The sequence below is a fragment of the Brachybacterium timonense genome, from assembly GCF_900258505.1.
Classification (GTDB): Bacteria; Actinomycetota; Actinomycetes; order Actinomycetales; family Dermabacteraceae; genus Brachybacterium; species Brachybacterium timonense.
The window spans coordinates 2,281,475-2,305,327 of record NZ_LT984895.1 but is presented as its reverse complement, the minus strand read 5'-3'; the positions used below and the strand labels follow the sequence as shown (position 1 = coordinate 2,305,327).

Annotated in this window: 24 protein-coding genes and 3 tRNA genes; 21 read left to right on the top strand and 6 right to left on the bottom strand. The window is 67.0% G+C overall.

The genetic code is table 11. From position 1 onward, the window contains the following. Window positions 1–17: 17 nt before the first annotated feature. The 8 genes from C8271_RS10245 (at window position 18) to C8271_RS10210 (ending at window position 8,192) form a co-directional block, all read left to right on the top strand. Window positions 18–728 (top strand): FHA domain-containing protein, encoded by a 711-nt coding sequence (locus C8271_RS10245; RefSeq protein WP_106507197.1) that lies wholly within the window; start codon window positions 18–20, stop codon window positions 726–728. Window positions 729–808: 80 nt separating this feature from the next. After that, the gene (locus C8271_RS10240) at window positions 809–5,272 is read left to right on the top strand and encodes a type VII secretion EssC family protein (RefSeq protein WP_106507196.1); all 4,464 of its coding nucleotides are present in this window, start codon (window positions 809–811) and stop codon (window positions 5,270–5,272) included. A 178-nt stretch (window positions 5,273–5,450) separates the two neighbouring features. Continuing rightward, the gene (locus tag C8271_RS10235) at window positions 5,451–5,720 is read left to right on the top strand and encodes a WXG100 family type VII secretion target (RefSeq protein WP_106507195.1); all 270 of its coding nucleotides are present in this window, start codon (window positions 5,451–5,453) and stop codon (window positions 5,718–5,720) included. Between the two features lie 101 nt (window positions 5,721–5,821). After that, window positions 5,822–6,304, top strand: coding sequence for a hypothetical protein (locus C8271_RS10230; RefSeq protein ID WP_106507194.1), 483 nt, complete (start codon window positions 5,822–5,824; stop codon window positions 6,302–6,304). A 399-nt stretch (window positions 6,305–6,703) separates the two neighbouring features. Beyond that, complete coding sequence (locus C8271_RS10225; RefSeq protein WP_106507193.1) at window positions 6,704–6,964, top strand: WXG100 family type VII secretion target; 261 nt, start codon at window positions 6,704–6,706, stop codon at window positions 6,962–6,964. A 51-nt stretch (window positions 6,965–7,015) separates the two neighbouring features. Then, window positions 7,016–7,285, top strand: coding sequence for a hypothetical protein (locus C8271_RS10220; RefSeq protein WP_245921096.1), 270 nt, complete (start codon window positions 7,016–7,018; stop codon window positions 7,283–7,285). A gap of 332 nt (window positions 7,286–7,617) precedes the next feature. Next, a complete protein-coding gene (locus C8271_RS10215) occupies window positions 7,618–7,878 on the top strand; it encodes a WXG100 family type VII secretion target (RefSeq protein ID WP_106507192.1) in 261 nt (86 codons plus the stop codon). Between the two features lie 44 nt (window positions 7,879–7,922). Continuing rightward, window positions 7,923–8,192 carry a hypothetical protein gene (locus C8271_RS10210; RefSeq protein WP_106507191.1) on the top strand — a complete coding sequence of 90 codons (270 nt, stop codon included), beginning with the start codon at window positions 7,923–7,925 and terminating at the stop codon, window positions 8,190–8,192. A gap of 108 nt (window positions 8,193–8,300) precedes the next feature. Here C8271_RS10210 and C8271_RS10205 read toward each other — a convergent pair whose 3' ends face one another. Continuing rightward, the gene (locus tag C8271_RS10205; protein WP_106507190.1) at window positions 8,301–8,789 is read right to left on the bottom strand and encodes a YajQ family cyclic di-GMP-binding protein; all 489 of its coding nucleotides are present in this window, start codon (window positions 8,787–8,789) and stop codon (window positions 8,301–8,303) included. Window positions 8,790–9,057: 268 nt separating this feature from the next. On the opposite strand from C8271_RS10205, the gene C8271_RS10200 reads away from it, so the two are divergent. From C8271_RS10200 to C8271_RS10160, 9 genes are all read left to right on the top strand, one after another. Next, window positions 9,058–9,139: transfer RNA gene (locus tag C8271_RS10200), tRNA-Tyr, on the top strand. An 85-nt stretch (window positions 9,140–9,224) separates the two neighbouring features. Beyond that, window positions 9,225–9,297: transfer RNA gene (locus C8271_RS10195), tRNA-Thr, on the top strand. Window positions 9,298–9,349: 52 nt separating this feature from the next. Further along, window positions 9,350–9,426: transfer RNA gene (locus C8271_RS10190), tRNA-Met, on the top strand. A gap of 91 nt (window positions 9,427–9,517) precedes the next feature. Further along, complete coding sequence (rpmG, locus tag C8271_RS10185) at window positions 9,518–9,688, top strand: 50S ribosomal protein L33 (protein ID WP_029360274.1); 171 nt, start codon at window positions 9,518–9,520, stop codon at window positions 9,686–9,688. Window positions 9,689–9,868: 180 nt separating this feature from the next. After that, window positions 9,869–10,339: an FAS1-like dehydratase domain-containing protein gene (locus tag C8271_RS10180; RefSeq protein ID WP_106507189.1), complete on the top strand. Its 471-nt coding sequence runs from the start codon at window positions 9,869–9,871 to the stop codon at window positions 10,337–10,339. Window positions 10,340–10,385: 46 nt separating this feature from the next. Beyond that, window positions 10,386–10,838: a MaoC/PaaZ C-terminal domain-containing protein gene (locus C8271_RS10175; RefSeq protein WP_106508021.1), complete on the top strand. Its 453-nt coding sequence runs from the start codon at window positions 10,386–10,388 to the stop codon at window positions 10,836–10,838. Next, entirely contained in the window at window positions 10,835–11,965 is a 1,131-nt protein-coding gene (locus C8271_RS10170) for a UDP-N-acetylmuramate dehydrogenase (RefSeq protein WP_106507188.1), read from the top strand. The genes C8271_RS10175 and C8271_RS10170 overlap by 4 nt, the downstream gene beginning before the upstream one ends. Before the next feature lie 104 nt (window positions 11,966–12,069). Next, the gene (glyA, locus tag C8271_RS10165; protein ID WP_170957952.1) at window positions 12,070–13,329 is read left to right on the top strand and encodes a serine hydroxymethyltransferase; all 1,260 of its coding nucleotides are present in this window, start codon (window positions 12,070–12,072) and stop codon (window positions 13,327–13,329) included. 32 nt (window positions 13,330–13,361) lie between these two features. Continuing rightward, window positions 13,362–14,267 (top strand): bifunctional methylenetetrahydrofolate dehydrogenase/methenyltetrahydrofolate cyclohydrolase, encoded by a 906-nt coding sequence (locus C8271_RS10160; protein ID WP_106507186.1) that lies wholly within the window; start codon window positions 13,362–13,364, stop codon window positions 14,265–14,267. Between the two features lie 174 nt (window positions 14,268–14,441). Here the strand turns inward: C8271_RS10160 and C8271_RS10155 are convergent, their stop codons facing one another. Continuing rightward, window positions 14,442–15,275 carry a hypothetical protein gene (locus C8271_RS10155; RefSeq protein WP_106507185.1) on the bottom strand — a complete coding sequence of 278 codons (834 nt, stop codon included), beginning with the start codon at window positions 15,273–15,275 and terminating at the stop codon, window positions 14,442–14,444. Between the two features lie 108 nt (window positions 15,276–15,383). Here C8271_RS10155 and C8271_RS10150 point away from each other — a divergent pair, with 108 nt between their 5' ends. Further along, the gene (locus C8271_RS10150; RefSeq protein ID WP_106507184.1) at window positions 15,384–16,205 is read left to right on the top strand and encodes an exodeoxyribonuclease III; all 822 of its coding nucleotides are present in this window, start codon (window positions 15,384–15,386) and stop codon (window positions 16,203–16,205) included. 175 nt (window positions 16,206–16,380) lie between these two features. Here the strand turns inward: C8271_RS10150 and C8271_RS10145 are convergent, their stop codons facing one another. From C8271_RS10145 to sdhC, 4 genes are read right to left on the bottom strand one after another with little or no spacing between them, the layout of a single operon-like run. Then, window positions 16,381–17,142: a succinate dehydrogenase iron-sulfur subunit gene (locus C8271_RS10145; RefSeq protein ID WP_106507183.1), complete on the bottom strand. Its 762-nt coding sequence runs from the start codon at window positions 17,140–17,142 to the stop codon at window positions 16,381–16,383. After that, window positions 17,142–18,917 (bottom strand): succinate dehydrogenase flavoprotein subunit, encoded by a 1,776-nt coding sequence (gene sdhA / locus C8271_RS10140; protein WP_106507182.1) that lies wholly within the window; start codon window positions 18,915–18,917, stop codon window positions 17,142–17,144. The genes C8271_RS10145 and sdhA overlap by 1 nt, the downstream gene beginning before the upstream one ends. Window positions 18,918–18,957: 40 nt before the next feature. After that, the gene (locus C8271_RS10135; RefSeq protein WP_106507181.1) at window positions 18,958–19,404 is read right to left on the bottom strand and encodes a succinate dehydrogenase hydrophobic membrane anchor subunit; all 447 of its coding nucleotides are present in this window, start codon (window positions 19,402–19,404) and stop codon (window positions 18,958–18,960) included. Window position 19,405: 1 nt separating this feature from the next. After that, window positions 19,406–19,783 (bottom strand): succinate dehydrogenase, cytochrome b556 subunit, encoded by a 378-nt coding sequence (gene sdhC, locus C8271_RS10130; protein WP_106507180.1) that lies wholly within the window; start codon window positions 19,781–19,783, stop codon window positions 19,406–19,408. A gap of 248 nt (window positions 19,784–20,031) precedes the next feature. On the opposite strand from sdhC, the gene C8271_RS10125 reads away from it, so the two are divergent. From C8271_RS10125 to C8271_RS10115, 3 genes are all read left to right on the top strand, one after another. Next, window positions 20,032–21,210, top strand: coding sequence for a mannose-1-phosphate guanylyltransferase (locus C8271_RS10125; protein ID WP_245921095.1), 1,179 nt, complete (start codon window positions 20,032–20,034; stop codon window positions 21,208–21,210). A gap of 110 nt (window positions 21,211–21,320) precedes the next feature. Next, entirely contained in the window at window positions 21,321–22,484 is a 1,164-nt protein-coding gene (locus C8271_RS10120; protein ID WP_106508020.1) for an amidohydrolase, read from the top strand. 193 nt (window positions 22,485–22,677) lie between these two features. Continuing rightward, a complete protein-coding gene (locus C8271_RS10115) occupies window positions 22,678–23,784 on the top strand; it encodes a BMP family lipoprotein (RefSeq protein ID WP_106507178.1) in 1,107 nt (368 codons plus the stop codon). The last annotated feature ends 69 nt before the right edge of the window (window positions 23,785–23,853 follow it).

Sequence of the window (23,853 nt, the reverse complement as noted above, 5' to 3'; positions counted from 1 at the left end):
ATTGAAAGGAACTGACGATGGCGTCCTCGATCTCTGTGGAATTCTGCGGCGAATGGTTCCGCGTAGCTGACGGACAGGAGTTCACTATCGGCCGCGACGCGGACCTCAACGTGGATGACGACAACCCGTTCCTCCACCGGAAGTTCCTGTCGATCCTGCAGGTCGAGTCGATGTGGTGGCTGGTGAACATCGGCTCGCGCCTGTCCGCCACCATCACCGATGGCAGCGGGTCGATGCAGGCGTGGCTGGCACCCGGGGCCCGGATCCCGCTGGTATTCGATGAAACGAAGGTGGTCTTCACCGCGGGACCGACCACCTACGATCTGTCGGTGCACGCCGAGTCGCCCGACTTCGAACGGATCGCCTCGGCGGATGACCCGGTGGGGGAGACCACGGTGGGGTCGGTTCAGCTGACCGCCAGCCAGAAGCTGTTGATCCTTGCGCTCGCCGAACCGATGCTCGTGCGTGAAGGCAGTGGCATGAGTTCCGTTCCCACATCCGCGCAGGCCGCGAAACGGCTGGGGTGGGCGCTGACGAAGTTCAACCGCAAGCTCGATAACGTGTGCGACAAGCTGGACCGCATGGGGGTGCGCGGCCTGCGGGGTGGACCCGGCAAGCTTGCCAGCAACCGGCGCGCTCGACTCGTCGAGCATGCCGTGTTCTCGCGTCTGGTGACGACCGCGGATCTGCCGCTGCTGGACCAGGCACAGGATGAGGACGAGGACTGACCCCGGCATCGTGAAGATGAGCCGGCTATATGGCCGGCTGAGGAGGCCGGGCACGAGCCCGGAATGAGGGAGGAAGGGCCATGCGCATCAAGCTCACGCTGCGGCGGCCGGAGGACAGGCTGACCGATCTTGAGGTGACGGCCGATGCCACCGCGACGGTCGCCGATGTAGCCAATGCTCTGTATCTCGCAGACCCGCTGCGCTCGGAGGTGGAGGCGCCCGAGGGTCTCACTCTGCAGGTGCAGGATCCGGGCGCTGGTCCCGGTGCTGCAGGCGTGCGCTCCCTCGATCGCGAGATCGACCTCATCCAGGCGGGTCTGCGCTCTGGATCCATTGTCTCCATCGCGCGCTCCAGCAGCGAGTACGCCACGAAATCCGAGTCACGCGGCGCGGCCGTCGCACTGCTGCGCGTGCTGTCGGGACCAGAGGCAGGCCGTGAGTTTCCACTGCCCAGCGGGTCGAGCGTGATCGGCCGCGAAGGTGACCTTGATATCCGCATCGCCGACCCAATGCTGTCCAAACGTCACGCCCGCATCAACGTGGGCGACTCCATCGAGATCGTCGACCTGCACTCCTCCAACGGTGTCGTCATCGGTGGTGAACAGGTGCAACGCGCCGTCGTCGGCCCGGCGGACACCGTGCTGATCGGTCAGACCACCTTCTCCGTGATCGCCCTGCACCGTCTGGGCGGCACGACACCGAACTCGCCGGTGGTGGAGTTCAACCGGTCTCCGCGTGTGGTGCCGCGCTTCCCCTACCGGCCGATGAAGGCGCCAACACCCCCAAAAGAGCCGCAGCCGCAGTTCTTCCCGATCTTCATGATGTTCGCGCCGATCCTCATGGGCGCCTTCATGTTCTCGATGACCCGCAGCCCGTTCTCGCTCATGTTCGTGTTCATGATGCCGATGATGGCGACCGCCGGCTTCCTGAACCGCAAATTCCAGCAGAAGAAGGTCCTCGAACGACAGATCAAGAACTTCGAAGAAGGGCTCGCCTCGCTGAAGCGGCGGGTCACCGCGGCACAGGATCTCGAACGAGCGGTACGTCTGGTGGAGACGCCCTCCGCAGCGGACACCGTCGACGCCGCGTTCCGGCTGGGGCGGCTGCTGTGGACCCACCGACCTGAGCACAACGCTTTCGCGACCGTGCGCCTGGGCCTGGGCGTGGCCGAGTCTCGCGTGGGCATCGAGATGCCGGCAGAGAACGACGCCATCCCGAAGTACTACGACATGCTCGATGACATGCACGAGGAGTATAAGCTCATCGCGGGTGTGCCGATCGTTGCTGAGCTTCGGTACGCGGGCAACATCGGCATCGCCGGGGGAGGGGACGCCGCCGACGGTGTGGCACGCGGCATTATCACCCAGCTGTTCGCGCTGCACTCCCCGGCGGAGATCGCCATCGCCGCGATCACCTCGCGTTCCAGCCGCGACATGTGGGAGTGGCTGAAATGGCTGCCGCACACCTCCAGTCCCCACTCGCCGCTGCCCGGTGACCACCTTGCGGACACCCCGGGGCGCGGTACGTCGTTGCTCAGCCGCATCGAAGAGCTGATCGAACAACGTGGCGGCGGTGAAGCGCCGCAGCTGCGCACCCCGATGACCACGGACATCACCAAGGAACCGGACATCCCGCCGGAGCCCATCACTCCGAACCTGGTGGTCATCATCGAGGATGATGCGCCGGTGGATCGCGCTCGCCTAGTGCGCCTCGCGGAGCGCGGCCCCGACGTCGGCGTGCACATCGTGTGGTGCGCCTCCAACGTCGCCGCCCTCCCGGCCGCCTGCCGCACCTACATCTCGGTGGATGAGTCCGTCGAGGGTGCCAGTGCCGGCCACGTGCGACTCGGTGAACGGTTCTACCCCGTGAGCGTCGAGACCGTCTCGGTCGACGTCGCCGCCGGTGTGGCGCGTCATCTGTCCCCCGTCGTCGACGCGGGCGTACCGATCGACGACGATTCCGATCTGCCGCGCGCGATCTCCTACCTCAAGCTCGGCGGGATGGAACTGGCGGAGGACCCGGGCGCCATCATTGAGCGCTGGAAGCAGAACAACTCGTTGACCCCGCGCGATGGCAGCGAACCGCAGCGCCGTAAGCATGATGCGAACCTGCGCGGGCTGATCGGCCATAACGGTCAGGACGCCTTCCACCTCGACCTGCGTACCCAGGGCCCGCACGCCCTCGTCGGCGGCACCACCGGTGCCGGTAAATCAGAGTTCCTGCAGGCCTGGGTGATGGGTATGGCCACCGCCCACAGCCCGGACCGCGTCACCTTCCTGTTCGTGGACTACAAGGGTGGTGCCGCGTTCGCCGACGCGATCACACTGCCGCACGCCGTCGGCCTGGTCACCGACCTCTCCCCGCACCTCGTGCGCCGCGCCCTGACGTCTTTGCGCGCTGAGCTGCACTACCGCGAGCACCTGCTCAACCGGAAGAAGGCCAAGGACCTCGTCTCGCTGGAGCGCACCGGTGACCCCGAGGCGCCGCCGAGCCTGATCATCATCGTCGATGAGTTCGCAGCTCTGGCTAAGGAGATCCCGGAGTTCGTCGACGGCGTCGTGGACGTCGCCGCCCGTGGCCGCTCACTCGGACTGCACCTGATCCTCGCCACCCAGCGGCCCGCTGGCGTGATCAAGGACAACCTGCGCGCGAACACCAACCTGCGCATCGCCCTGCGCATGGCCGACGAAGCAGACTCCAAGGACATCCTGGGCGACAAGATGGCCGCCCACTTCGATCCCGGCATTCCCGGTCGTGCCGCCGCGAAGACCGGCCCCGGCCGTATCGCCACCTTCCAGACGGGGTATGCCGGAGGCTGGACCACCGACGAACCGGAGCGGGCCCGCATCGACGTGGTCGAGAAGGACTTCGGCACCGGCGAGAAATGGGATATCCCAGCTCCGCCGAAGAAGGAGGTCAAGGACCCCGGTCCGAATGACATCTCCCGCATGGTCGCAACCATCACCAAAGCGGCTGAGCAGGCGGGTGTGCCGGCCCCGCGCAAGCCGTGGCTGTCCGAGCTAGCCGAAGCGTACGACCTCTCCCGTCTTCCGACGCGGCGTACCGACGAAGAGCTGCTGCTGGGCGTGATGGACGTGCCGGAGGATCAGGCTCAGCCGACTGTCTCCTATTTCCCGGACCAGGACGGCAATATGGCGATCTACGGCACCGGTGGTTCCGGCAAGTCCACCACGCTGCGCACGATCGCCATTTCTGCAGCGTCCACGGTGCGTGGTGGCCCTGTGCAGGTGTACGGCCTGGACTTCGGTGCCTCTGGCCTGACCATGCTGGAGGAGCTGCCGCACGTCGGATCGATCGTGCCGGGCGATGACGAGGAGCGCGTGATCCGCTTGCTGCGCACCTTGCGGCAGACGATTGACGAGCGGGCCCGTGACTTCGCGAAGCTCCGTGCCGGATCTGTGTCCGAATACCGCGAGTTGGCTGGGAAACCGGACACCCCGCGCATCCTGCTGCTGGTGGACGGCATGGCCGCCTTCCGTGAGGCGTACGACTTCTCGAACCTCACCAAGTGGTTCACCACCTTCGTGCAGATCGCGACCGATGGCCGTCAGGTGGGCATCCATGTGATCGTCACCGGTGATCGACCCAACGCCATCCCGACGTCCCTGGGCTCCTCGATCCAGCGGCGGCTCATTCACCGCATGGCGAGCGTCGACGACTATCTCGCGTTCGGCGAGGCAAAAGACATCCTGGACAGCAAGTCACCTCCTGGCCGCGCCATTCTGCAGGGCCATGAGGTTCAGATCGCCGTCCACGGCGGCGATGCGAACGTGGCGATCCAGTCGCGCGAGGTCTCTAAGCTCGCCAAGGCGATGCGCCGCGCCGGCGTACCGGAGGCGCCCGAGGTGCTCCGTCTGCCTGAGCGCGTGGAGTTCTCGCAGTTGCGCCCGGTCGTGGACGGCATGCCTGTTATCGGCATGGGCGACGAGACACTGGCCGAGGTCACCTACGAACCGCGTGGCGCGTTCATGGTCACCGGGCCGATGAGCTCCGGCCGCACCACGGCGATGCTGACGATCGCCAGCGGCCTGAAGGCGATGCCGAACCCAATGCGCCTGGTGCGATTCTCCTCTCGACGCACGCCTCTGACGGGCCTTCCCGTCTGGGATGTGGAGGGATCAGACCCGGAGACCGTGAAGGAGCTCGCGGGCCAGCTGTTCAGCGCCGTCGAGAGTGGTGCGGTGCCGGAGGGACAGCTGGCACTGTTCATCGACGGCGTTGCTGACTTCACGGGCACCGGCGTGGAGAACGACCTGGACAAGCTCATTCGAGCGTGCACCCGCGAGGGGCAGTTCGTGGTGGGCGAGAACGAGTCTGCCTCCTGGTCGCAGGCGTATCTGCTCGCGCAGCCGTTCAAGGCGGGGCGTCGCGGTCTGCTGCTGCAACCCGGTGAGATGGACGGTGACTCCCTGCTGGGCACCAACCTGGGCCGCATTCGTCGGGCTGATTTCCCGGCGGGCCGTGGCTTCCTGGTCTACAGCGGGCGTGCGGTGAAGCTTCAGACCGCCCAGATCACCACATGACGCCTGGAGGGAAGAGCTCTGGGGCCGGGTCATCCGCATGCGATCGCGGGATGTCCACATGGGGACTCCTCCCCATCGCCCCGGTGATGAAGCCCCTCTAGAGTGATCCCGAGGCAGGGGCCGGTGCACCCGATGGGGGCGCGGGCGAGTCGCAGACCAGGAAAGGGGAACCCGAGCCGTGAACGCTGTCAAGGGCATGAACATTGAAGAGGTCCGTCGCATGGCGGGCCAGCTGCGTGATGCCGCGGATGAGATTCTGCGGATCGAGCAGGAGCTCACCAGTGGGCTGGAGGGAGTCGACTGGACCGGCCCGGATGCGGACCGCTTCCGCGACCAGTGGGCGGGCGAGATGGTGCCTGCACTGCTGCAGGTCAAGGACGCCGTGAACGAGCTCGGTGAGAGCGCTGACCGCAACGCCGGTCAGCAGGAGGCGACCTCCTCGAACTGACCGTATGAGGGATGGGGAGCGGCTCGGGTCTGATGTGACCCGGGCCGCTCTCATACTGGTAGATTGATCGCGGCCACCGGTGGGAGGAACGGAGCGTCGATATGAGCAAGACCATTTCTTACCCGAGCGAGGTCTTTCCCGGACCTCCGACCGTTTCGCTGTCCGTTCCGGACGATTGGGAAACCTTGACTGTTCCGGGGGTGCAGCTTGCAGTCGCGCAGCCCCGCGTTGAGGGGCGCTTCCGGGCCAATGTGGTGGTCACGGTGCAGCGTTTCGGCCCCGAGTTCACGCTTGAAGCGGCGAAAAACGGTCTCGAACAGCGCAAGGCATCGTTGCCGGAGCTGGAGGAGCTCGGCACGGGGGAGATTGACATTGAGGGCACGACGTGGGTGGCGAGCGAGTACGGGTACACGCAGCCTGGGCGTCCCACCGTGGTGCAGGCAGCGCGCTACGCGGTGATCTCTCGCGAAGACGTTGCTGTGGATGTCATCGAGATCGTTGGCAGCTGCGGTGCTGAGGGGGCCGAGGAGGAGATCGAGGTCGTGCGCGGGATCCAGGACTCGGTGGCCATCACTGGACTGTGACGCGACGGCGTCGGTCGTGGAGACCGACGACGTATCGAGAATGAGGGCTTCGCCGGCATCGGGCGGGGCCCTCGCTCTGTGCTCCACAGTCTTGTGACGCGACGCCATACGGCTGACGCGACACCATGCGGCATCCCAGAGCCAGATTTTCGGCGGTTCCGCCGGCCCTTCCTCCCCATTCGCACCCATCCACGGCGCTGTGACCTGCGTAGATGTGGGGCCTGAGCGGGGCGTCTCCAAAAAATCACCAGGGTGGGTAGTTCTCCCCATCGCCAAGTGTTGTGCGGTACGCATAGTGTGAAGCCATCACGAACGGAGCGGATCGAGGACAGGCCCCGAGCCACCGAGAACCACCGACGTGATGGACCATCCAACACTGTCACCACGGAGGGGGACACAATGAAGAAGGGCATGGATCCCGAGGCTGTGCGCGCACTGGCGGGTCGCGTCGAGGAGCTCGGCGAGAACGTCATGCAGAACTACGAGCTGCGCCTCAACCAGGTCAACGAGCTCGACTGGACCGGTGAGGACCAGCAGCAGTACATCAGCCAGTTCGAGAGCGAGGTGGGCAACGCCGCGCGTACCTGCCAGCAGCAGCTCACCGAGTTCGCCGAGCGTCTGCGCCAGAACGCCGACGCCCAGGACCAGGCGTCGAACTGACCGCGGTCACCGATACCAACAACTGACTGACTTTCAGAAAAGGGGAGAATCATGGCTTTCAAGGGAATGGATCCCGAGGCGGGACGCGAGACCGCTAACCTGGTCAAGGAGGCCGCTACGGTCCTCAGCGACACGCACGACAGCGTCAACTCCGAGGTTATGTCCGTGGCCTGGGTGGGCCCCGACTACGACAACTTCACCAACGACTGGACCTCCTACCTCAGCGGCGCCAAGCAGGCTCTGGCCGACGCGTACACCGCCAAGGCTGACGAGCTGAACAAGCACGCCGACGAGCAGGACGAGACCTCGAACCAGGGCTGAGCCCCGGCGAGATCGCTCGCGCCACGACAAGAGCCTCGGCTCCCTCTGGGAGTCGGGGCTCTTGTCATTGGGGAGGAACGGTGAATGGGGATGGCGGCGCGCTCGACGCACACGGGGTTCTCACGCTGGCAGCCGCCTGACCTCGCATTCTGCTGGCAGGTGACCAGGGGGAGCCGTCGGGGTAGGTCATGGGTACTAGTCCCCATCGCGCGGGATGCCCCACCTGCCTAGAGTGGAGCCATCACCTGGAGATCACGGGTCGCAGGGGCCCAGGATCACGGCTCGGATCGTCAATCCGGGTGACCCGAGGGAACACACATGGAGGGAAGACCATGAAGAAGGGGATGGACCCGGAGGCTGTCGAGCAGATGGCTAACCAGATCCAGCAGGCTGGAGAGCGTGTCCAGGAGCTGTACACCACGGCCCAGAACCGCGTGGCCGAGCTCGACTGGACCGGTGATGACCGCGAGCAGTACGTCGCTGATTTCGATTCCAGCGTCCAGCAGCTGGTTCAGCAGGTCAAGCAGCAGGCGGAGGATTTCGCCGAGCGTGCCCGTCAGAACGCCACCGAGCAGCGCGACGCGTCTGCCTGAGCACCGCCATCACACTGATCGAGCTTTCGGAGTAAGGGGACACAATGTCATTCAAGGGGATGAACCCGGACGAGGGGCGCGAGGTCGCGCAGCTCCTCAACACCACCGGTTCGGACATGGCGAGCGCGATCGCCGACGCCGGCACCATCGTCAGCGGCGTCGAGTGGCTCGGCCCGGACTACGACGCCTTCCTCGATGACTGGAACAACTTCCAGAACGGCGCCGTGGCCAACCTCGAGCAGGTTCTTGTGGGCAAGGGTGACGAGCTGAACAAGCACGCCGACGAGCAGGACGACACCTCGAACCAGGGCTGATCACGCCCACAACGCAGTGCCCCGGCCCATCAGGGCCGGGGCACTCGTGCATGTGCGCTGTGCCCGTGTCTCTGCAGCGGGGTCAGCAGAGACGGGCCGCGGAGTGGCTTACCTGTAATTCACGAACTGCAGGGCGACGTCGAGATCCTTGCCCTTCAGCAGCGCAATGACAGCCTGCAGGTTGTCCCGGCTCTTGGAGCTGACCCGCAGCTCATCGCCCTGAATCTGCGCCTTGACCCCCTTGGGGCCCTCATCGCGGATGATCTTCGCGATCTTCTTTGCATCCTCGGAGGAGATTCCCTCCTTCAGTGCGGCAGTCAGGCGCACCTCCTTACCTGACTGCTTGGGCTCACCCACCTCGATGGCCTTCAGGGAGACCCCGCGACGAAGCAGCTTCGTCTGCAGCACGTCGAGCACGGCCATAACGCGCTCCTCAGCGTTCGCAGTCATCACGATCTCGTCGCCGCTGAGTGCGACGGAAGCGCCGGTGCCGCGGAAGTCGTAGCGGGAGCCGACCTCTTTGATCGCCTGGTTGACGGCGTTATCGACCTCTTGGCGGTCGAGCTTGCTGACGACGTCGAACGAGGAATCAGCCATCTGAGCCTCCTGAATGCAGTGACAGTGAGATGAATGCAGTGATAAGTGGGTGAGTGCAGCGACCGACGGTCGGTGCAGCAGCGGATGATCGGGGTTGATCCGCCCACTCTAGCCGCGCCGATACAGGACCTGTGACCAGCCTCATGGCTCAGCCTCCGGGAGAAGGTTCGCCTCGAGGCCGGGTGGCCGGTATGCTGTTCCAGGTCCGTTCGCGGGCGTCGGCAGAATCTCGGTTGGATTCCGTGTGGTGCTCCGGACTGGTCGACCCGGCAGGTTACCCGAGTGGCCAAAGGGGGCTGACTGTAAATCAGCTGGCATTGCCTACGGGGGTTCGAATCCCTCACCTGCCACCGCCGAAGATCCATGTGATCCGAGGCACCGGTCGCCGCGTGCGAATTGCCCCCTGGGCACGAAGCGTGTAGCGTTCACCGGGTTGCCCTGATAGCTCAGTCGGCAGAGCATCTCCATGGTAAGGAGAAGGTCAAGGGTTCGATTCCCTTTCAGGGCTCTGATGGATGACCGGCCCGACCTCTGTGAGGTCGGGCCGTCGCATCGATCATGCCGGGGTAGCTCAGACGGTCAGAGCGCACGACTCATAATCGTGAGGTCGCGGGTTCGATCCCCGCCCTCGGTACCACGCCGGCTCGGCCGGAGTGCACAGACAATCCCCGCCAGGGGACCCACGCGGCGCGCACCCGGCGCGTCACCCGGAACGAGAGAGGCGAACCGTGGCGAGCAAGAGCTCTGACGTGCGTCCCAAGATCACCATGGCCTGCGTCGACTGCAAGGCGCGCAACTACATCACCAAGAAGAATCGGCGGAACACCCCCGACCGCCTCGAGCTGTCAAAGTTCTGCCCCACCTGCGGCAAGCAGACCGCGCACCGCGAGACCCGCTGACCGCGATCGCGCACACGTGACAGGGCCACTCGGAGTATGCCGAGTGGCCTTTCGCGCATCCTGCGCACCCAGGCGCCGCGCATGCCCAGCCCGTACCGACAATGCACGCAGCAGTGACGGGCCCCGATGGCCAGCGACCCGTCGGCGCCTAGCCTGGACGGACCCGACCCGAGGAGCCCCATGACCGCCGCTGACGCCCAGAGCCCCACCGCCCCGGATCCGTCCTTCGCCGGACGCACCTACCCTCCCGGCGCACCGCACCGCGTGAGTGCCGCGAAGATCGCTGAGTTCGCGCATGCCACGGGCGCGGCCTCCCCGCTGCACACCGACGCTGATGCCGCTCATGCGGCCGGGTACACCGACGTCGTGGCCCCTCCCACCTTCCTGGTCTCTCTCGCCCAGAGCACGGAGGCCCAGTACATCGAGGACCCCGCTGCCGGTATCGACTTCAGCCGCGTGGTCCACGGCGAGGAGGACTTCACCCTGCATCGCCCCGTTATCGCCGGTGACGTGCTCATCCCGACCCTCACCGTCGAACGGGTGCGTGCGGCGGGCGGCCACACCATGGTCACGACCCGAGTGGATATGGCCGACGAATCCGGCGCCCCCGTCGCAGCCGTGCGCAGCATGCTCGTGGTGCGCGGTGCGTGAACCAGACGCGACGCACGGCACCGACCAGGAAGGAGCCCAGCAGGCCATGACGACCACCCTCGACCTCAGCGCCCTTGAGAAGGGCCAGGAGATCCTCGCTGTCGACCGCGAGATCACCCGTGACACCCTCGTGCGCTACGCCGGCGCCTCCGGCGACTTCAACCCCATCCACTACAACGACACCGCAGCACAGGCGGCCGGGCTGCCGGGCGTGCTCGCCCACGGCATGCTCACCATGGGGATGGCGATCGCGCCGTTGCTCGATGCGCTCGGTGACCCCACACGAGTGACTGCGTACTCGACCCGGTTCACGAACCCCGTGGTCGTGCCCGCCGACGGCTCGGTGACGCTGCACGTCACAGCCACCGTCGGCAGCATCGACCAGGAGGGGCGAACCGCACGAATCGACCTGACGGCCACCGTCGATGGCACCGCCGCGCTCGGCCGCGCCCGCGTCACCATCGCACTGCCTCACACACCGGAGGGGTCGCAGGCATGACACGACTGGCGGATCTCACCACACTGCGCATCGGTGGAACGATCCGCAGCCTCGTCGATGCCACGGATGAAGAGCAGATCATCCAGGCTGTTGCCGCCGCCGACGAGCGCGGCGAGGACCTGCTCGTGCTTGGTGGAGGCAGCAACATCATTGCCTCCGACGCCCCGTTCGACGGCACCGTCGTGCACCTGCGCGACCCGCATCGCCCGCCCGTGCTCGACGCACAATGCGAGATCAGCCCCAGCGGTGAGCCCGACGGAATCCTGGCGGATCCCGCTGCCCTCACCCCGCTCGAGCCCACCTGTGGCGGCGCCATTGTCGAGCATTTCGCTGGCACCACCTGGGACCGCGCCGTGCAGTACGCGGTGGCACGCGAGATGATCGGCATCGAGGCCCTCTCCGGCATTCCCGGAACCGTCGGCGCCACCCCGATCCAGAACGTCGGCGCCTACGGACAGGACGTTGCCGCGACCATCACGCGTGTGCGGACCTGGGATCGCGACGACCGACGCGTACGCACCTTCTTCGCCGGCGACTGCGACTTCGGCTACCGCGACAGCATCTTCAAACGCACCCGGTACGGTGCCGATGACGCGTTTGCGACCGGCCGCTACGTCGTGCTCGCCGTGACCTTCCAGCACCGCATCGGCAACCTGTCTGCGCCGATCGCCTACAGCCAGCTTGCCGAACGCTTGGGTGTCGACGTGGGTGACCGGGTGCCGATGACGCAGGTCCGTGACGCGGTGCTCGCAATTCGCGCCGCGAAGGGCATGGTGCTCGATGAGGCAGACCACGACACCTGGTCTGCTGGCTCCTTCTTCACCAACCCGATCCTGGACGCTGAGCAGGCAGCGCGGCTGCCGCACGACGCGCCCCGGTACGACGCCGGAGACGGCCGGATCAAGACGAGCGCGGCTTGGCTGATCACACACGCGGGCATCGAGCGTGGATTCAGCGTCGGGCCCCGCGCCGCGGTCTCGAGCAAGCACTCGCTCGCCCTGACGAACCGCGGCGGCGCCACCAGCGATGACCTGGTGGAGCTGGCGCGGGCCGTGCGTGCACAGGTGCAGGACGCCTTCGGCATCACCCTGGTGCCCGAGCCGGTCCAGGTGGGTGTGCGGATCTGAACGCGCCCGGTGCGGGCCGGATCGATTTAGGATGAAGGTCATTCTTCGGGCGGCGTGATGACGCTCCGCCCTTCCCCGAGAAGCCAGGAGGCACCGTGGACGTCATGGACCAGTCGATCGCCGACCTCGACCCGGAGATTGCGCGTGTGCTCGACGGTGAACTGGATCGCCAGCGCCGCATGCTGGAGATGATCGCCAGCGAGAACTTCGTGCCGCGGGCAGTGCTGCAGGCGCAGGGCTCTGTGCTCACGAACAAGTACGCCGAGGGCTACCCCGGGAAGCGGTACTACGGCGGCTGCGAAGAGGTGGACGTCGCGGAGACGATTGCTATCGAGCGCGCGAAGGAGCTGTTCGGCGCTCAGCACGCCAATGTGCAGCCGCACTCTGGTGCCACCGCGAATGCAGCCGTCATGCACGCACTCGCCCAGGCCGGGGACACGCTGATGGGGCTGTCGCTTGCACACGGCGGCCACCTCACCCACGGGATGAAGCTCAATTTCTCCGGCCGGCTCTACGACATCGCCGCCTACGAGATCGACCCGGCAACGGGGCGGCTTGACATGGACGCCGTGCGGGAGATGGCGCTCACGACCCGGCCCGATGTGATCGTCGCCGGGTGGTCCGCGTACCCGCGCCAGCTTGATTTTGCGGCCTTCCGCTCGATTGCCGACGAGGTGGGCGCACGCTTGTGGGTGGATATGGCCCACTTCGCCGGGCTCGTCGCCGCCGGGCTGCATCCGAGCCCCGTGCCCCACGCTGATGTCGTCTCCACCACCGTGCACAAGACCCTCGCCGGCCCGCGCTCGGGCATGATCCTGTCCACCGATGACTGGGCCAAGAAGATCAACTCCGCCGTCTTCCCCGGCCAGCAGGGTGGCCCCCTCATGCATGTGATCGCCGCGAAAGCAGTCGCGCTCAAGGTCGCCGCGTCCGCTGCGTTCCGCGAGCGGCAGGAGCGCACCCTCGAGGGCGCGCGCATCCTCGCTGAACGGCTCACGGCCCCGGACATGCAGCGCGCCGGCGTGTCTGTGCTTTCCGGCGGTACGGACGTGCACCTGGTGCTCGTCTCCCTCGTGGACAGCCCGTTCGACGGCCAGATGGCGGAGGACCGCCTCCACGAGGTCGGCATCACCGTGAACCGCAACGCCGTGCCCAACGACCCGCGACCCCCGCGCGTCACCTCCGGCCTGCGGATCGGCACCCCGGCGCTCGCCACCCGCGGTTTCGGCGCCGACGAGTTCCGGGAGGTGGCCGACGTGATCGCGCTCGCACTGACCGACGGTGCGGACCTGGAGGCGCTGCGCCGCCGCACCGCGGCGCTCGCTGACGCGAAGCCGCTGTATGCGGGACTTGCCCAGTACTGACAGGCACGATGGAACGCGAGGAAGGAGACAGAATGGGTGCACAGATTCTGGACGGGCGGGCCACCGCTAAGACCATCAAGGCTGAGCTTGCTGAGCGTGTGCGCGCCCTCGTGCAGGCAGGCCACCCGCAGCCGGGCCTGGCCACTGTGCTCGTGGGTGATGACCCCGGCAGCGCCGCGTACGTGCGTGGCAAGCACCGCGACAGCGAGCAGATCGGCCTGAACTCCATCCAGAAGCACCTGCCGGAGGACACCACTCAGGAGCAGCTCGAGGCGGTGATCGATGAGCTGAACGCCGATCCAGCCTGCACCGGTTACATCGTGCAGCTGCCGTTGCCCAAGCATCTGGACACGGATGCGATCCTCGAACGGATCGACCCGGCCAAGGACGCCGACGGTCTGCACCCCATGAACCTGGGGCGACTGGTGCTAAACGCGAACCGGCCGATCCTCACGCCGCTGCCCTGCACGCCGCGAGCCGTCATCGAGCTGCTTGATCGGCATGGCATCGACCTTGCGGGCAAGGATGTGGTGGTCGCCGGCCGCGGCGTGACCGTCGGCCGATCGATCGGCGCGCTCATGACGCGCCGTGCCGTCAATGCCACAGTCACCCTGACGCACACCGGGACCCGGGATCTGTCGGAGCATCTGCGCCGCGCTGACGTGATCGTCGCGGCCACGGGGGCCGCGCACCTGGTGACACAGGACGACGTCAAGGAGGGCGCGATCGTGCTCGACGTCGGCGTCTCCCGCGTGGTCGACCCGGAGACCGGGGAAGCGAAGCTCACCGGTGACGTCGCGCCCGGTGTTGCAGAGAAGGCATCCTGGATCTCCCCGAACCCTGGGGGAGTGGGCCCGATGACCCGGGCGCTGCTGGTCAAGAACGTCGTGGAGATGGCCGAGCACGCCGCGGGCATCACCACCGAGCCGTCGCTGTGAGCCGCTGAACACATCACCCGTTGCCAGTTGCGTCACCGTGAACGCTCATGGCCGCGCGCACGCGGGGCGTTCTTAGCGGATGGTCCCTGCTGGTGCACGGCACGCTCATGGCCGCGCACACGCGGTGGCGTTCGCGGTTGAGCCATGCGGCGTCGGCCTCGCTTGCTCGGCGGATCAGTGCTGATGGTCGGTGCCGCGTCGGCGATTGCCCATGATTGTGCGGCCCGCACGGCGCACCATCGGATTCGTGGCCGCTGCCGCCGCACCGCGGGCCATCATCCCGACGGTCTGGCGGCCGCTGTCCGAGTTCAGGTAATCCCGTAGGGCGGCGGCGCGCTCACCGAGCGTCGGAGCGGCCGTGCCGTTCTCCTCGGCGGACGAAGTGTTCGGAGCATCGGGGCCGAGTGCTTCATGCACGTCCTCTTCGAGAGCTGCCAGGCGCTGCTGCGCGACCCGTAGCTCCTGCGGCACGGTCACCATCCGGCGCAGCTGTCCCTGCGCCACCGCTTCGAGTCGCTCGAGGTAACGGTCACGGTCATGCGGCCCGTCCCCGGCAGGCGCAGCCTGGCGCACCGCCTCGGATACGAGCAGGGCAGCCACAGAGCCAGCCGCCTCGAGCGTCAGTCCTGCGCGATCAGCCGATTCCCGCGCACGCAGCTCCTGCGCCACATGCGCCACCGGTTGCGGATCCGCCTCAAGCGCCAGCGCATGGAGGGAGCGGTCCACGAACGCCTGGTACTCGTGATCGTCAGCCAGGTGCGACTCCAGCAGGGTGCGGCGCGTCCAGTCCGCCGGTAGGTCCACGAGCACCAGGCCTTCGCGCAGGAACTCATCGCGCATCGCTCTGATCACCACGGCACGGGCCTCATCGAGCAGCTCCTGCGCCGACGGATTGCGGCCAAGCGACGGCGCGATTTCCCGTAGGTCCGCGGACGCGGTCCGCTGGGCCTGGGGCTGGCGGCTGATCCTGATCGGGAACCCGTTCTTGAGGCGTCGCAGAGCTGACATGGGAACCTCCTGGCGGCATCGACGGGACGAGTGGGATGTCCCGCATCGATGATGCCATGCCCCGCTGCAGGCAGCCGCGGTGATCACGATCCTGGAATACTGCCCTGCATGAGCCTCACGATCGCCACCGTCAACGTCAACGGCCTGCGGGCCGCCGTCCGCAAAGGAATGCCCGAGTGGGTTGCCTCCGCGGGAGCCGATGTGATCACCCTGCAGGAAGTCCGCGCCCCCGACGAGCTCGTGGCCGGTCTGGTCGGCGAGGGCTGGGCCACCGCGTCTAGCGCGTCGCGCCTCAAAGGCCGCGCGGGCGTTGCAGCAGCTGTGCGCGTCGAGCGGGATGACGTGGACCTCGATGCGGTTCGTCGAGGCCTGCCTGGCCTTCAGGAGGACACCCACACCGGCCGCTGGCTTGAGCTGGACCTCGATGACCCCCTGGGTGACGGCCGCGAGCTGACCGTGATCTCCTGCTACATGCACTCCGGCAGCACCGAGCGCCCCCAGACAATGATCGACAAGTACGCCTTCCTCGACGTGATGCTGGAACGCCTGGCCGCTCTACGCGCCGACGGCCGCCACGTGCTGCTCACCGGCGACATCAACATCGCCCACCGCGAGGTCGACATCAAAAACTGGAAGGGCAACCTCACCAGCGCCGGGTTCCTGCCCGAAGAACGCGCCTACCTGGACCGTCTGCTGGTCGACAGTGACTGGGTGGACGTGCACCGCACCCTCGCCGGCGAGGGACCCGGTCCCTACACGTGGTGGTCACAGCGCGGCAAGGCGTTCGACAACGACGCCGGCTGGCGCATCGACTACCAGATCGCCAGCCCCGAGCTGGCCGAGCGTGCGCAGAGCGCCCGCGTGGACCGCGCACCGTCCTACGACACCCGCTGGTCCGACCATGCCCCACTGATCATCACCTACGGCTGAGGCGAAGCATCGTTCTGTGCCCGGAGCACCCGCGTCGATGTGCCGCCGCTCATGCGGTCCGCTCCGCCCGTAGCGTCCTGACATGGGAGGCCGATCGACAACAGGGCCCGAGCCGACCGGTGCGCTCACCGGAGCGGATCGGGCCCTGCCGTGACGTGGCTGCGGGGCCGCGCCGTCAGATGCGGCCGCGGATGACGGCCTGCTTGACCTCAGCGATCGCCTTGGTCACCTGGATACCGCGCGGGCACGCTTCGGAGCAGTTGAACGTGGTGCGGCAACGCCACACGCCTTCGCGCGTGTTGAGGATCTCCAGACGCTGCTCACCCGCGTCGTCGCGCGAGTCGAAGATGAAGCGGTGCGCGTTCACGATCGCCGCAGGCCCGAAGTACTGCCCGTCGGTCCAGAACACGGGGCAAGACGAGGTGCAGGCGGCGCACAGAATGCACTTCGTGGTGTCGTCGAAGCGTTCGCGCTGCTCGGCTGACTGCAGGCGCTCACGGCTCGGCTCCTGGCCGTGTGCCACGAGGAACGGCATCACCTCGCGATAAGAGTCGAAGAACGGCTCCATATCGACGATGAGGTCCTTCTCCACGGGCAGACCCTTGATCGGTTCCACCGTGATCGGCTTCTTGATGTCGAGGTCCTTCAGCAGCGTCTTGCACGCCAGCCGGTTGCGGCCATTGATGCGCATCGCGTCCGAACCGCAGATGCCGTGGGCGCAGGAGCGGCGGAACGTCAACGAGCCGTCGTGATGCCACTTGATCTCGTGAAGGGCATCCAGCACACGATCCGTGCCGTGCATCCGCACCGTGAAGTCCTGCCAGTGGGTGCCCTGATCCGAATCCGGATCGAAGCGGGCGATCCGCAGCGTGACGTCGAAGGAGGGGATCTCAGCGGCCGACGATTCGGCAGTCGTGTTCTTCGCCTCAGCGGTCATCAGAACGTGCGCTCCTTCGGCTCGTAACGGGTGATGACCACAGGCTTGGTGCCCAGCCGCAGCGTGGTGCCCTCCTCGCCGGTCTCACCCTCCAGGGTGCGGTAGGTCATCGTGTGGTGCAGGAAGTTCGCATCATCACGGTTGGGGAAGTCCTCGCGGAAGTGACCGCCGCGGGACTCCTTGCGGTGCAGAGCCCCGAGCGCCACACACTCGGCGAGATCCAGCAGGTACCCCAGCTCCACGGCCTCCATGAGGTCGAGGTTGTAGCGCCGGCCCTTGTCCTGCACGGCCACGGTCTCGTAGCGCTTCATGAGCGCGCGGATATCCTCGAGCGCCTTGCGGCAGGTCTCCTCCGTGCGGAACACCTGCACGTTCGCGTCCATCGTCTCCTGCAGATCGCGCCGGATATCGGCGATGCGATCCTCGGTGGCGGGACGGTCGCGCAGACGCTCCAGCAGCTGAACCGTCGGCTCCTCAGCGCCGGCCGGCAGCTCTGCCTGCTCAACCTGTGCAGCATGCTCCGCGGCGGCGATGCCGGAGCGGCGGCCGAACACGTTGATGTCTAGCAGCGAGTTCGTGCCCAGACGGTTACCGCCGTGCACCGACACGCAGGCCGTCTCACCGGCGGCGTACAGGCCGGGGATCACGTCCTCACTGTTGCGCAGCACCTCGCCGCGCACGTTCGTGGGGATGCCGCCCATCGCGTAATGCGCGGTGGGGTACACCGGCACCGGCTCCGTGTAGGGCTCCACACCCAGGTAGGTGCGGGCGAACTCGGTGATGTCCGGCAGCTTCGCATCGATGTGCGCGGGCTCCAGGTGCGTGAGATCCAGCAGCACATAGTCCTTGTTCGGGCCGCAGCCGCGTCCTTCACGCACTTCGTTCGCCATCGCGCGGGCCACCACGTCGCGGGGAGCGAGGTCCTTCAGCGTCGGGGCGTAGCGCTCCATGAAGCGCTCCATGTCTGCATTGCGCAGGATGCCGCCTTCGCCGCGGGCGGCCTCAGACAGCAGGATGCCCAGGCCAGCCAGGCCCGTCGGATGGAACTGGAAGAACTCCATATCCTCCAGCGGGATACCGCGGCGCAGCGCCATGGCCGGGCCATCACCGGTCAGGGTGTGGGCGTTCGACGTCGTCTTGAACACCTTGCCGAAACCGCCGGAGGCGAACACCACCGACTTCGCGCGGAACACGTGGATCTCGCCGGTGGCCAGTTCATAGGTGACCACGCCAGCGGCACGCACATCCTCGTAAGTGCGCGGATCGCCGGTGAGCAGGATGTCCAGCACGTAGTACTCGTTGAAGAACTCCACCTGCTGCTTCACGCAGTTCTGGTAGAGGGTCTGCAGGATCATGTGACCGGTGCGGTCCGCCGCGTAGCAGGCTCGCCGCACCGGTGCCTCACCGTGCTCACGGGTGTGACCGCCGAAGCGGCGCTGGTCGATGCGGCCCTCCGGAGTGCGGTTGAACGGCAGGCCCATCTTCTCCAGGTCGAGCACCGCGTCGATGGCTTCCTTGGCCATGATCTCCGCGGCGTCCTGGTCCACCAGGTAGTCGCCACCCTTGACGGTGTCATACGTGTGCCACTCCCAGTTGTCCTCCTCGACGTTGGCAAGGGCGGCACACATGCCGCCCTGCGCGGCACCGGTGTGGGAGCGAGTGGGGTAGAGCTTGGTGACCACAGCGGTGCGGGCGCGCTTGGAGGCCTCCAGCGCCGCGCGCATACCGGCGCCGCCGGCGCCGACGATCACCACGTCATAGGTATGGGTCTGCATGAGGATTCAGGCTCCGTTCGTGACGGCGTCAGGGCAGGACTCAGCCCTGGCAGATGGAGGGCAACAGGGCGGGATCGGCGCCCGCAGGGCACGGGCTGAACGTGAAGATCACGAGCGTGCCCAGCACGATGGTCACCACAGCGGCGATATACAGCAGCGCCTTGAGGACCATGCGCAGCGTGTCGTTGCGCGCGTAGTCATTGATGATCGTGCGCACGCCGTTGGCGCCGTGGATCATGCCCAGCCAGAGCATGGCCAGGTCCCAGGTCTGCCAGAAGGGGCTGGTCCACTTGCCGGCCACGAAGGCGAAGTCGATGCCCTTGACGCCCTCTCCCAGCCAGAGGTTCACGAAAAGGTGGCCGAATACCAGGATCACCAGGGCAACACCGGAGATGCGCATGAACAGCCAGGCAGCCATTTCGGTGTTCACACCGCGCTGACCGGTGCGGCGGTACCGGGTGCGGGGCTCGGGAATGGTGGTGGTCATCTCACGCTCCGAACATGTGCATCAGGTGGCGGGGAGTGAAGCCGGCCATGAGGACGGCCCACACGATGACGACGCCCCAGAACAGGGCCCGCTGGTGCTTCGTCCCACCCGACCAGAAGTCGACCAGGATCACGCGCAGACCATTGAGCGCGTGGAAGAGGATCGCGGCGACCAGCCCGAGCTCGCCAATGCCGAAGACCGGCGTTGCGTAGTGGCCGATGACCTCGTTGTACGCCTCAGGGGAGACTCGCACCAGTGCGGTGTCGAGCACGTGGACGACGAGGAATAGGAAGATGAGCATCCCGGAGATGCGGTGCGCGACCCAGGACCACATGCCTTCTCGGCCGCGGTAGAGCGTCCCGGACTGGGCTGATGCCACGGAGTCCTCCAAAGAACGGGGGTGGAGCCGGAGGATCCGATGTGTGCACGCGTGGATCCTCGCGCATCCTGCACCCGACCGCGACAGCGCGGCGATCCGGTCCGACGAGCGGGTGACGACACGGCGACATCATCATCGCCCCCGACAGGGGCGCCGTCAGCCTAGCACTCGGACCAGGCTGTTCTGGCCGCGCGGCACTGTTACAGAACCGCACGCCGGACATGTTCCCGGATCGTTACCCTGTGGACATGGTCATGGCAGCATCACGCCACGAGGCGCCCGACGCCACGCCTCGGGCACCCTTCATCCCCATCGTGCCCGCCGGGGGAGCCGGCACCCGACTGTGGCCGCTCTCACGGCCCGACCACCCGAAGTTCCTGCTCGACCTCACGGGGAGCGGCGCCTCCCTGCTGCAGCAGACCATCGCCCGGCTCGACGGCGTTGCCGACTATCCCGCGTGCATCATCACGGGGCGCGCCCACGAGGGCGCCGTGCGTGAGCAGGTGGGGGAGCAGGCCCGTGTGCTCGTTGAGCCGTCGGGCCGCAACTCCATGCCAGCGATCGCGCTCGGTGCGGCGGTGGCTGAGCGCGAACATCCCGACGCGATCATCGGCTCCTTCGCCGCCGATCACCTGATCACTGACACCGCGGCTTTCCATGACGACGTGCGTCGCGCGTGCGCCGCTGCCGCACACGGCTACCTGACGACGCTCGGCATTCGACCCACGCATCCGGCGACCGGCTTCGGCTACATCCGCTGCCAGGCCAGGGACACGGACGATGCGCTGAACGTCACCGGAGCGCTCCGGGTGGACCGCTTCGTGGAGAAGCCCGACGCAGATCGGGCCGCACAGTTCCTCGCCGAGGGCGGCCACCTGTGGAACGCCGGCATGTTCGTGGCCCGAGCCGACATGCTGCTGGACGCCCTGGCCGAACAGATCCCGCCGCTTGCAGCCGGTGCACGCCGCATCGCTGCCGCCCTCGACGGGCCGCACGCCGACGCGGTCCGTGACGAGGTTTGGCCCACGCTCACCTCGATCGCGATCGACCATGCGCTCGCCGAGCCGCTCGCTGCACAGGGGCGCGTGGCCGTCGTGCCTGCGACGTTCGACTGGGATGACGTCGGAGACTTCGCTGCCCTCGCCCGCCAGCTGCGCAGCCCGGACGCTGGCGGGGCCGTGCGCACAGTCGGGGATGAACGCAGCGATGTCCGCGTTCTGGGCGATACCCGGGTCGATGCCGTGTCCTCGCAGGCCACGGTGTACGGTTCCTCGCATCGCCTCGTGGCGCTCGTGGGCGTGGAGGGTGTGAGCGTGGTCGACACCGACGACGCCCTTCTCGTCCTCGCCGATGAGCACGCCCAGGCGCTCGGACCACTCGCCCGTAGGCTCTGCGACCGCGCTGCGGGCACCGCGTCGAACGGCTGAGCCCGCTCCGTTCCCGCGCATCCCGATCCCGTCGGCGGGCGCAGACGAGGAGCACGGTGACCCCCGCCGACCCTGCCGCACACCCCGCCCTCGGCCCCGACGGCCTGATCATGAGCGTGCTGCGCGAGAAGCAGCAGTCCTTGCGCGAGGTGCGCAGGCACCTCCATCGCTACCCGGAGCTGTCCCACGAAGAGCACGCCACCACCGAGTACGTCATCGAGCATCTTCACGCGCTCGGGCTCGAGCCAGTACGGATGCCGCGCACGGGAGTGATCTGCGACATTCCCGGCGAGAAGAGCGAGCTGCCGCTCATCGCCCTGCGGGCCGACATGGATGCGCTCGGCATTCCGGAGCTGAGCACCGTTCCCTTCCGCTCCACCGTGGACGGCGTCTCCCATTCCTGCGGCCACGACGTGCACATGAGTGCTGTGCTCGGTGCGGCCGCTGCCGTGGTGCGTGTGCGTGAGGCCGGTCTGCTCACTCGCGGAGTGCGCCTGGTGTTCCAGCCTTCGGAAGAGAAGCATCCCTGCGGGGCGCTCGAGCTGATCGGCGAGGGTGTTCTCGACGGCGTCGATTCCATCCTGGCGCTGCACTGCGATCCGGGAGTGGACGTTGGCCACGTGGGGCTGAAGTCGGGGCCCATCACCTCGGCCACCGATCCGGTGAGCATCACAGTGCGCGGTGCCGGTGGTCACACCTCCCGCCCACACCTCAGCCAGGACCTTGTGTACGCCCTGGGCTCGCTCGCCACCCAGCTGCCCGCAGCGCTTGGCCGCCGCATGGATCCGCGCTCTGGCGTGAATCTCACCTGGGGCAGCATCCACGCTGGCTCCGCCTTCAACGCGATCCCGTCGCGTGGCCATCTCGAGGGTTCCCTGCGCTGCCTGGATCACGACGCATGGGACCGTGCCGAGGACCTGCTGGTCGAGATCGCCGGCGAGATCGGCCGCACATGGGGCGTCGACGTCCAGGTCAGCCACGATCGCGGGGTACCGCCCGTCGCTAATGACCCGGACAGCGTGACGGTGCTAGCCGCTGCCGTTGCGGCCGTGCTCGGGGAAGACGGGGTGGACCCCACGGCGCAGTCACTGGGCGGGGAGGACTTCGCCTGGTACCTCGAGAAGGTCCCCGGGGCGCTGGCTCGGCTCGGCACCCGCACCCCCGGCGGGCGCACCTACGACCTGCACATGGGCGACCTCATGATCGATGAGCGCGCCATCGGCATCGGAGCTGCTGTCCTCGCCTCGGCATGCATACAGCGCGACCTCGTGTGACGCTGCACACGGGCAAGCCGTCACCCCGTGTTCACCTGCGGGTCATCACCGCGTCGATTCCATAACGTTTCGCTGCGAGTGGCCAAGGTGGGCGCGGCGCCGCGCGCACGAAGATACAGTGCCGGTGACCCACGTGGAGCAGCCGGTGAATGGACGTCGGCCGCCCTGCCCCGACCCCTTCTGGAGGACCCCCGTGAAGAACTCCTCGCGCCTGATCGCCCTCACCGGTGCGGGCATCCTGGCCCTGTCCGCCTGCGGCTCCGCGCCCGAGGAGGGCGGCAGCGGTGGCAGCGACGGCGGCGGCTCCGACTTCAAAGCCTGCATGGTCTCCGACTCCGGTGGCTGGAAGGACAAGTCCTTCAATGAGTCCGGCTACAACGGTCTGAAAGCCGCTGAGAAGGACCTCAGCATCGCGACGCAGACCGCGGAGTCCACCTCTGATTCGGACTTCACCCCGAACATCAACAACCTCGTCTCCTCGCAGTGCGACTTGATCTACACCGTGGGTTACCTGCTGGCTCCGGCCACCGGCGCCGCGGCCGAGGCAAACCCCGATGTGGAGTTCGCCATCATCGACTCCACCGCCCAGGACGCTGACGGCAATCCGGTCGAGTACGACAACGTCAAGCCGATCGAGTTCGACACTGCCCAGGCTGCGTTCCTCGCCGGCTACCTCGCCGCAGGTATGAGCGAGACCGACAAGGTCGCAACCTACGGCGGCATGGACATCCCCACCGTCACGATCTTCATGGACGGATACGCCGACGGCGTGGCCCATTACAACGAGGTCCACGGCACCAACGTCGAGGTGCTCGGCTGGAACAAGGAGAAGCAGGAGGGGTCGATCGTCGGCACCTTCGAGGACCAGTCCAAGGGCAAGGCTGTCTCGGACGAGTTCTACAACGCCGGTGCCGACATCGTGATGCCGGTGGCCGGCCCCGTCGGCGCTGGCACGCTCGCCTCGGCCAAGGAGCACGACGGCGCGAAGGTCATCTGGGTGGACTCCGACGGCTACGAGACCAACGGCTCGGATCCCGCCGCCCAGCAGGTCATCCTCACCTCTGTGATGAAGAAGATCGGCGAGTCCGTGCAGGACGTCACCAAGGGTGCCGCTGACGGCTCCTTCGAATCCACCCCCTACGTGGGCACGCTGGAGAACGAAGGCGTGGGCCTCGCCCCGTTCCACGACTTCGAGGACAAGGTGTCGGACGAACTGAAGGGTGAGCTCGACACCCTGCGCCAGGACATCATCGACGGCAAGGTCACCGTCCAGTCCGACGCCTCTCCAAAGGCGAAGTGACGGGAGCGACCACGCTCACTATCCTGACTCGCGGCCCCCGCCACGCGGTGGGGACCGCGAGTCATCGGT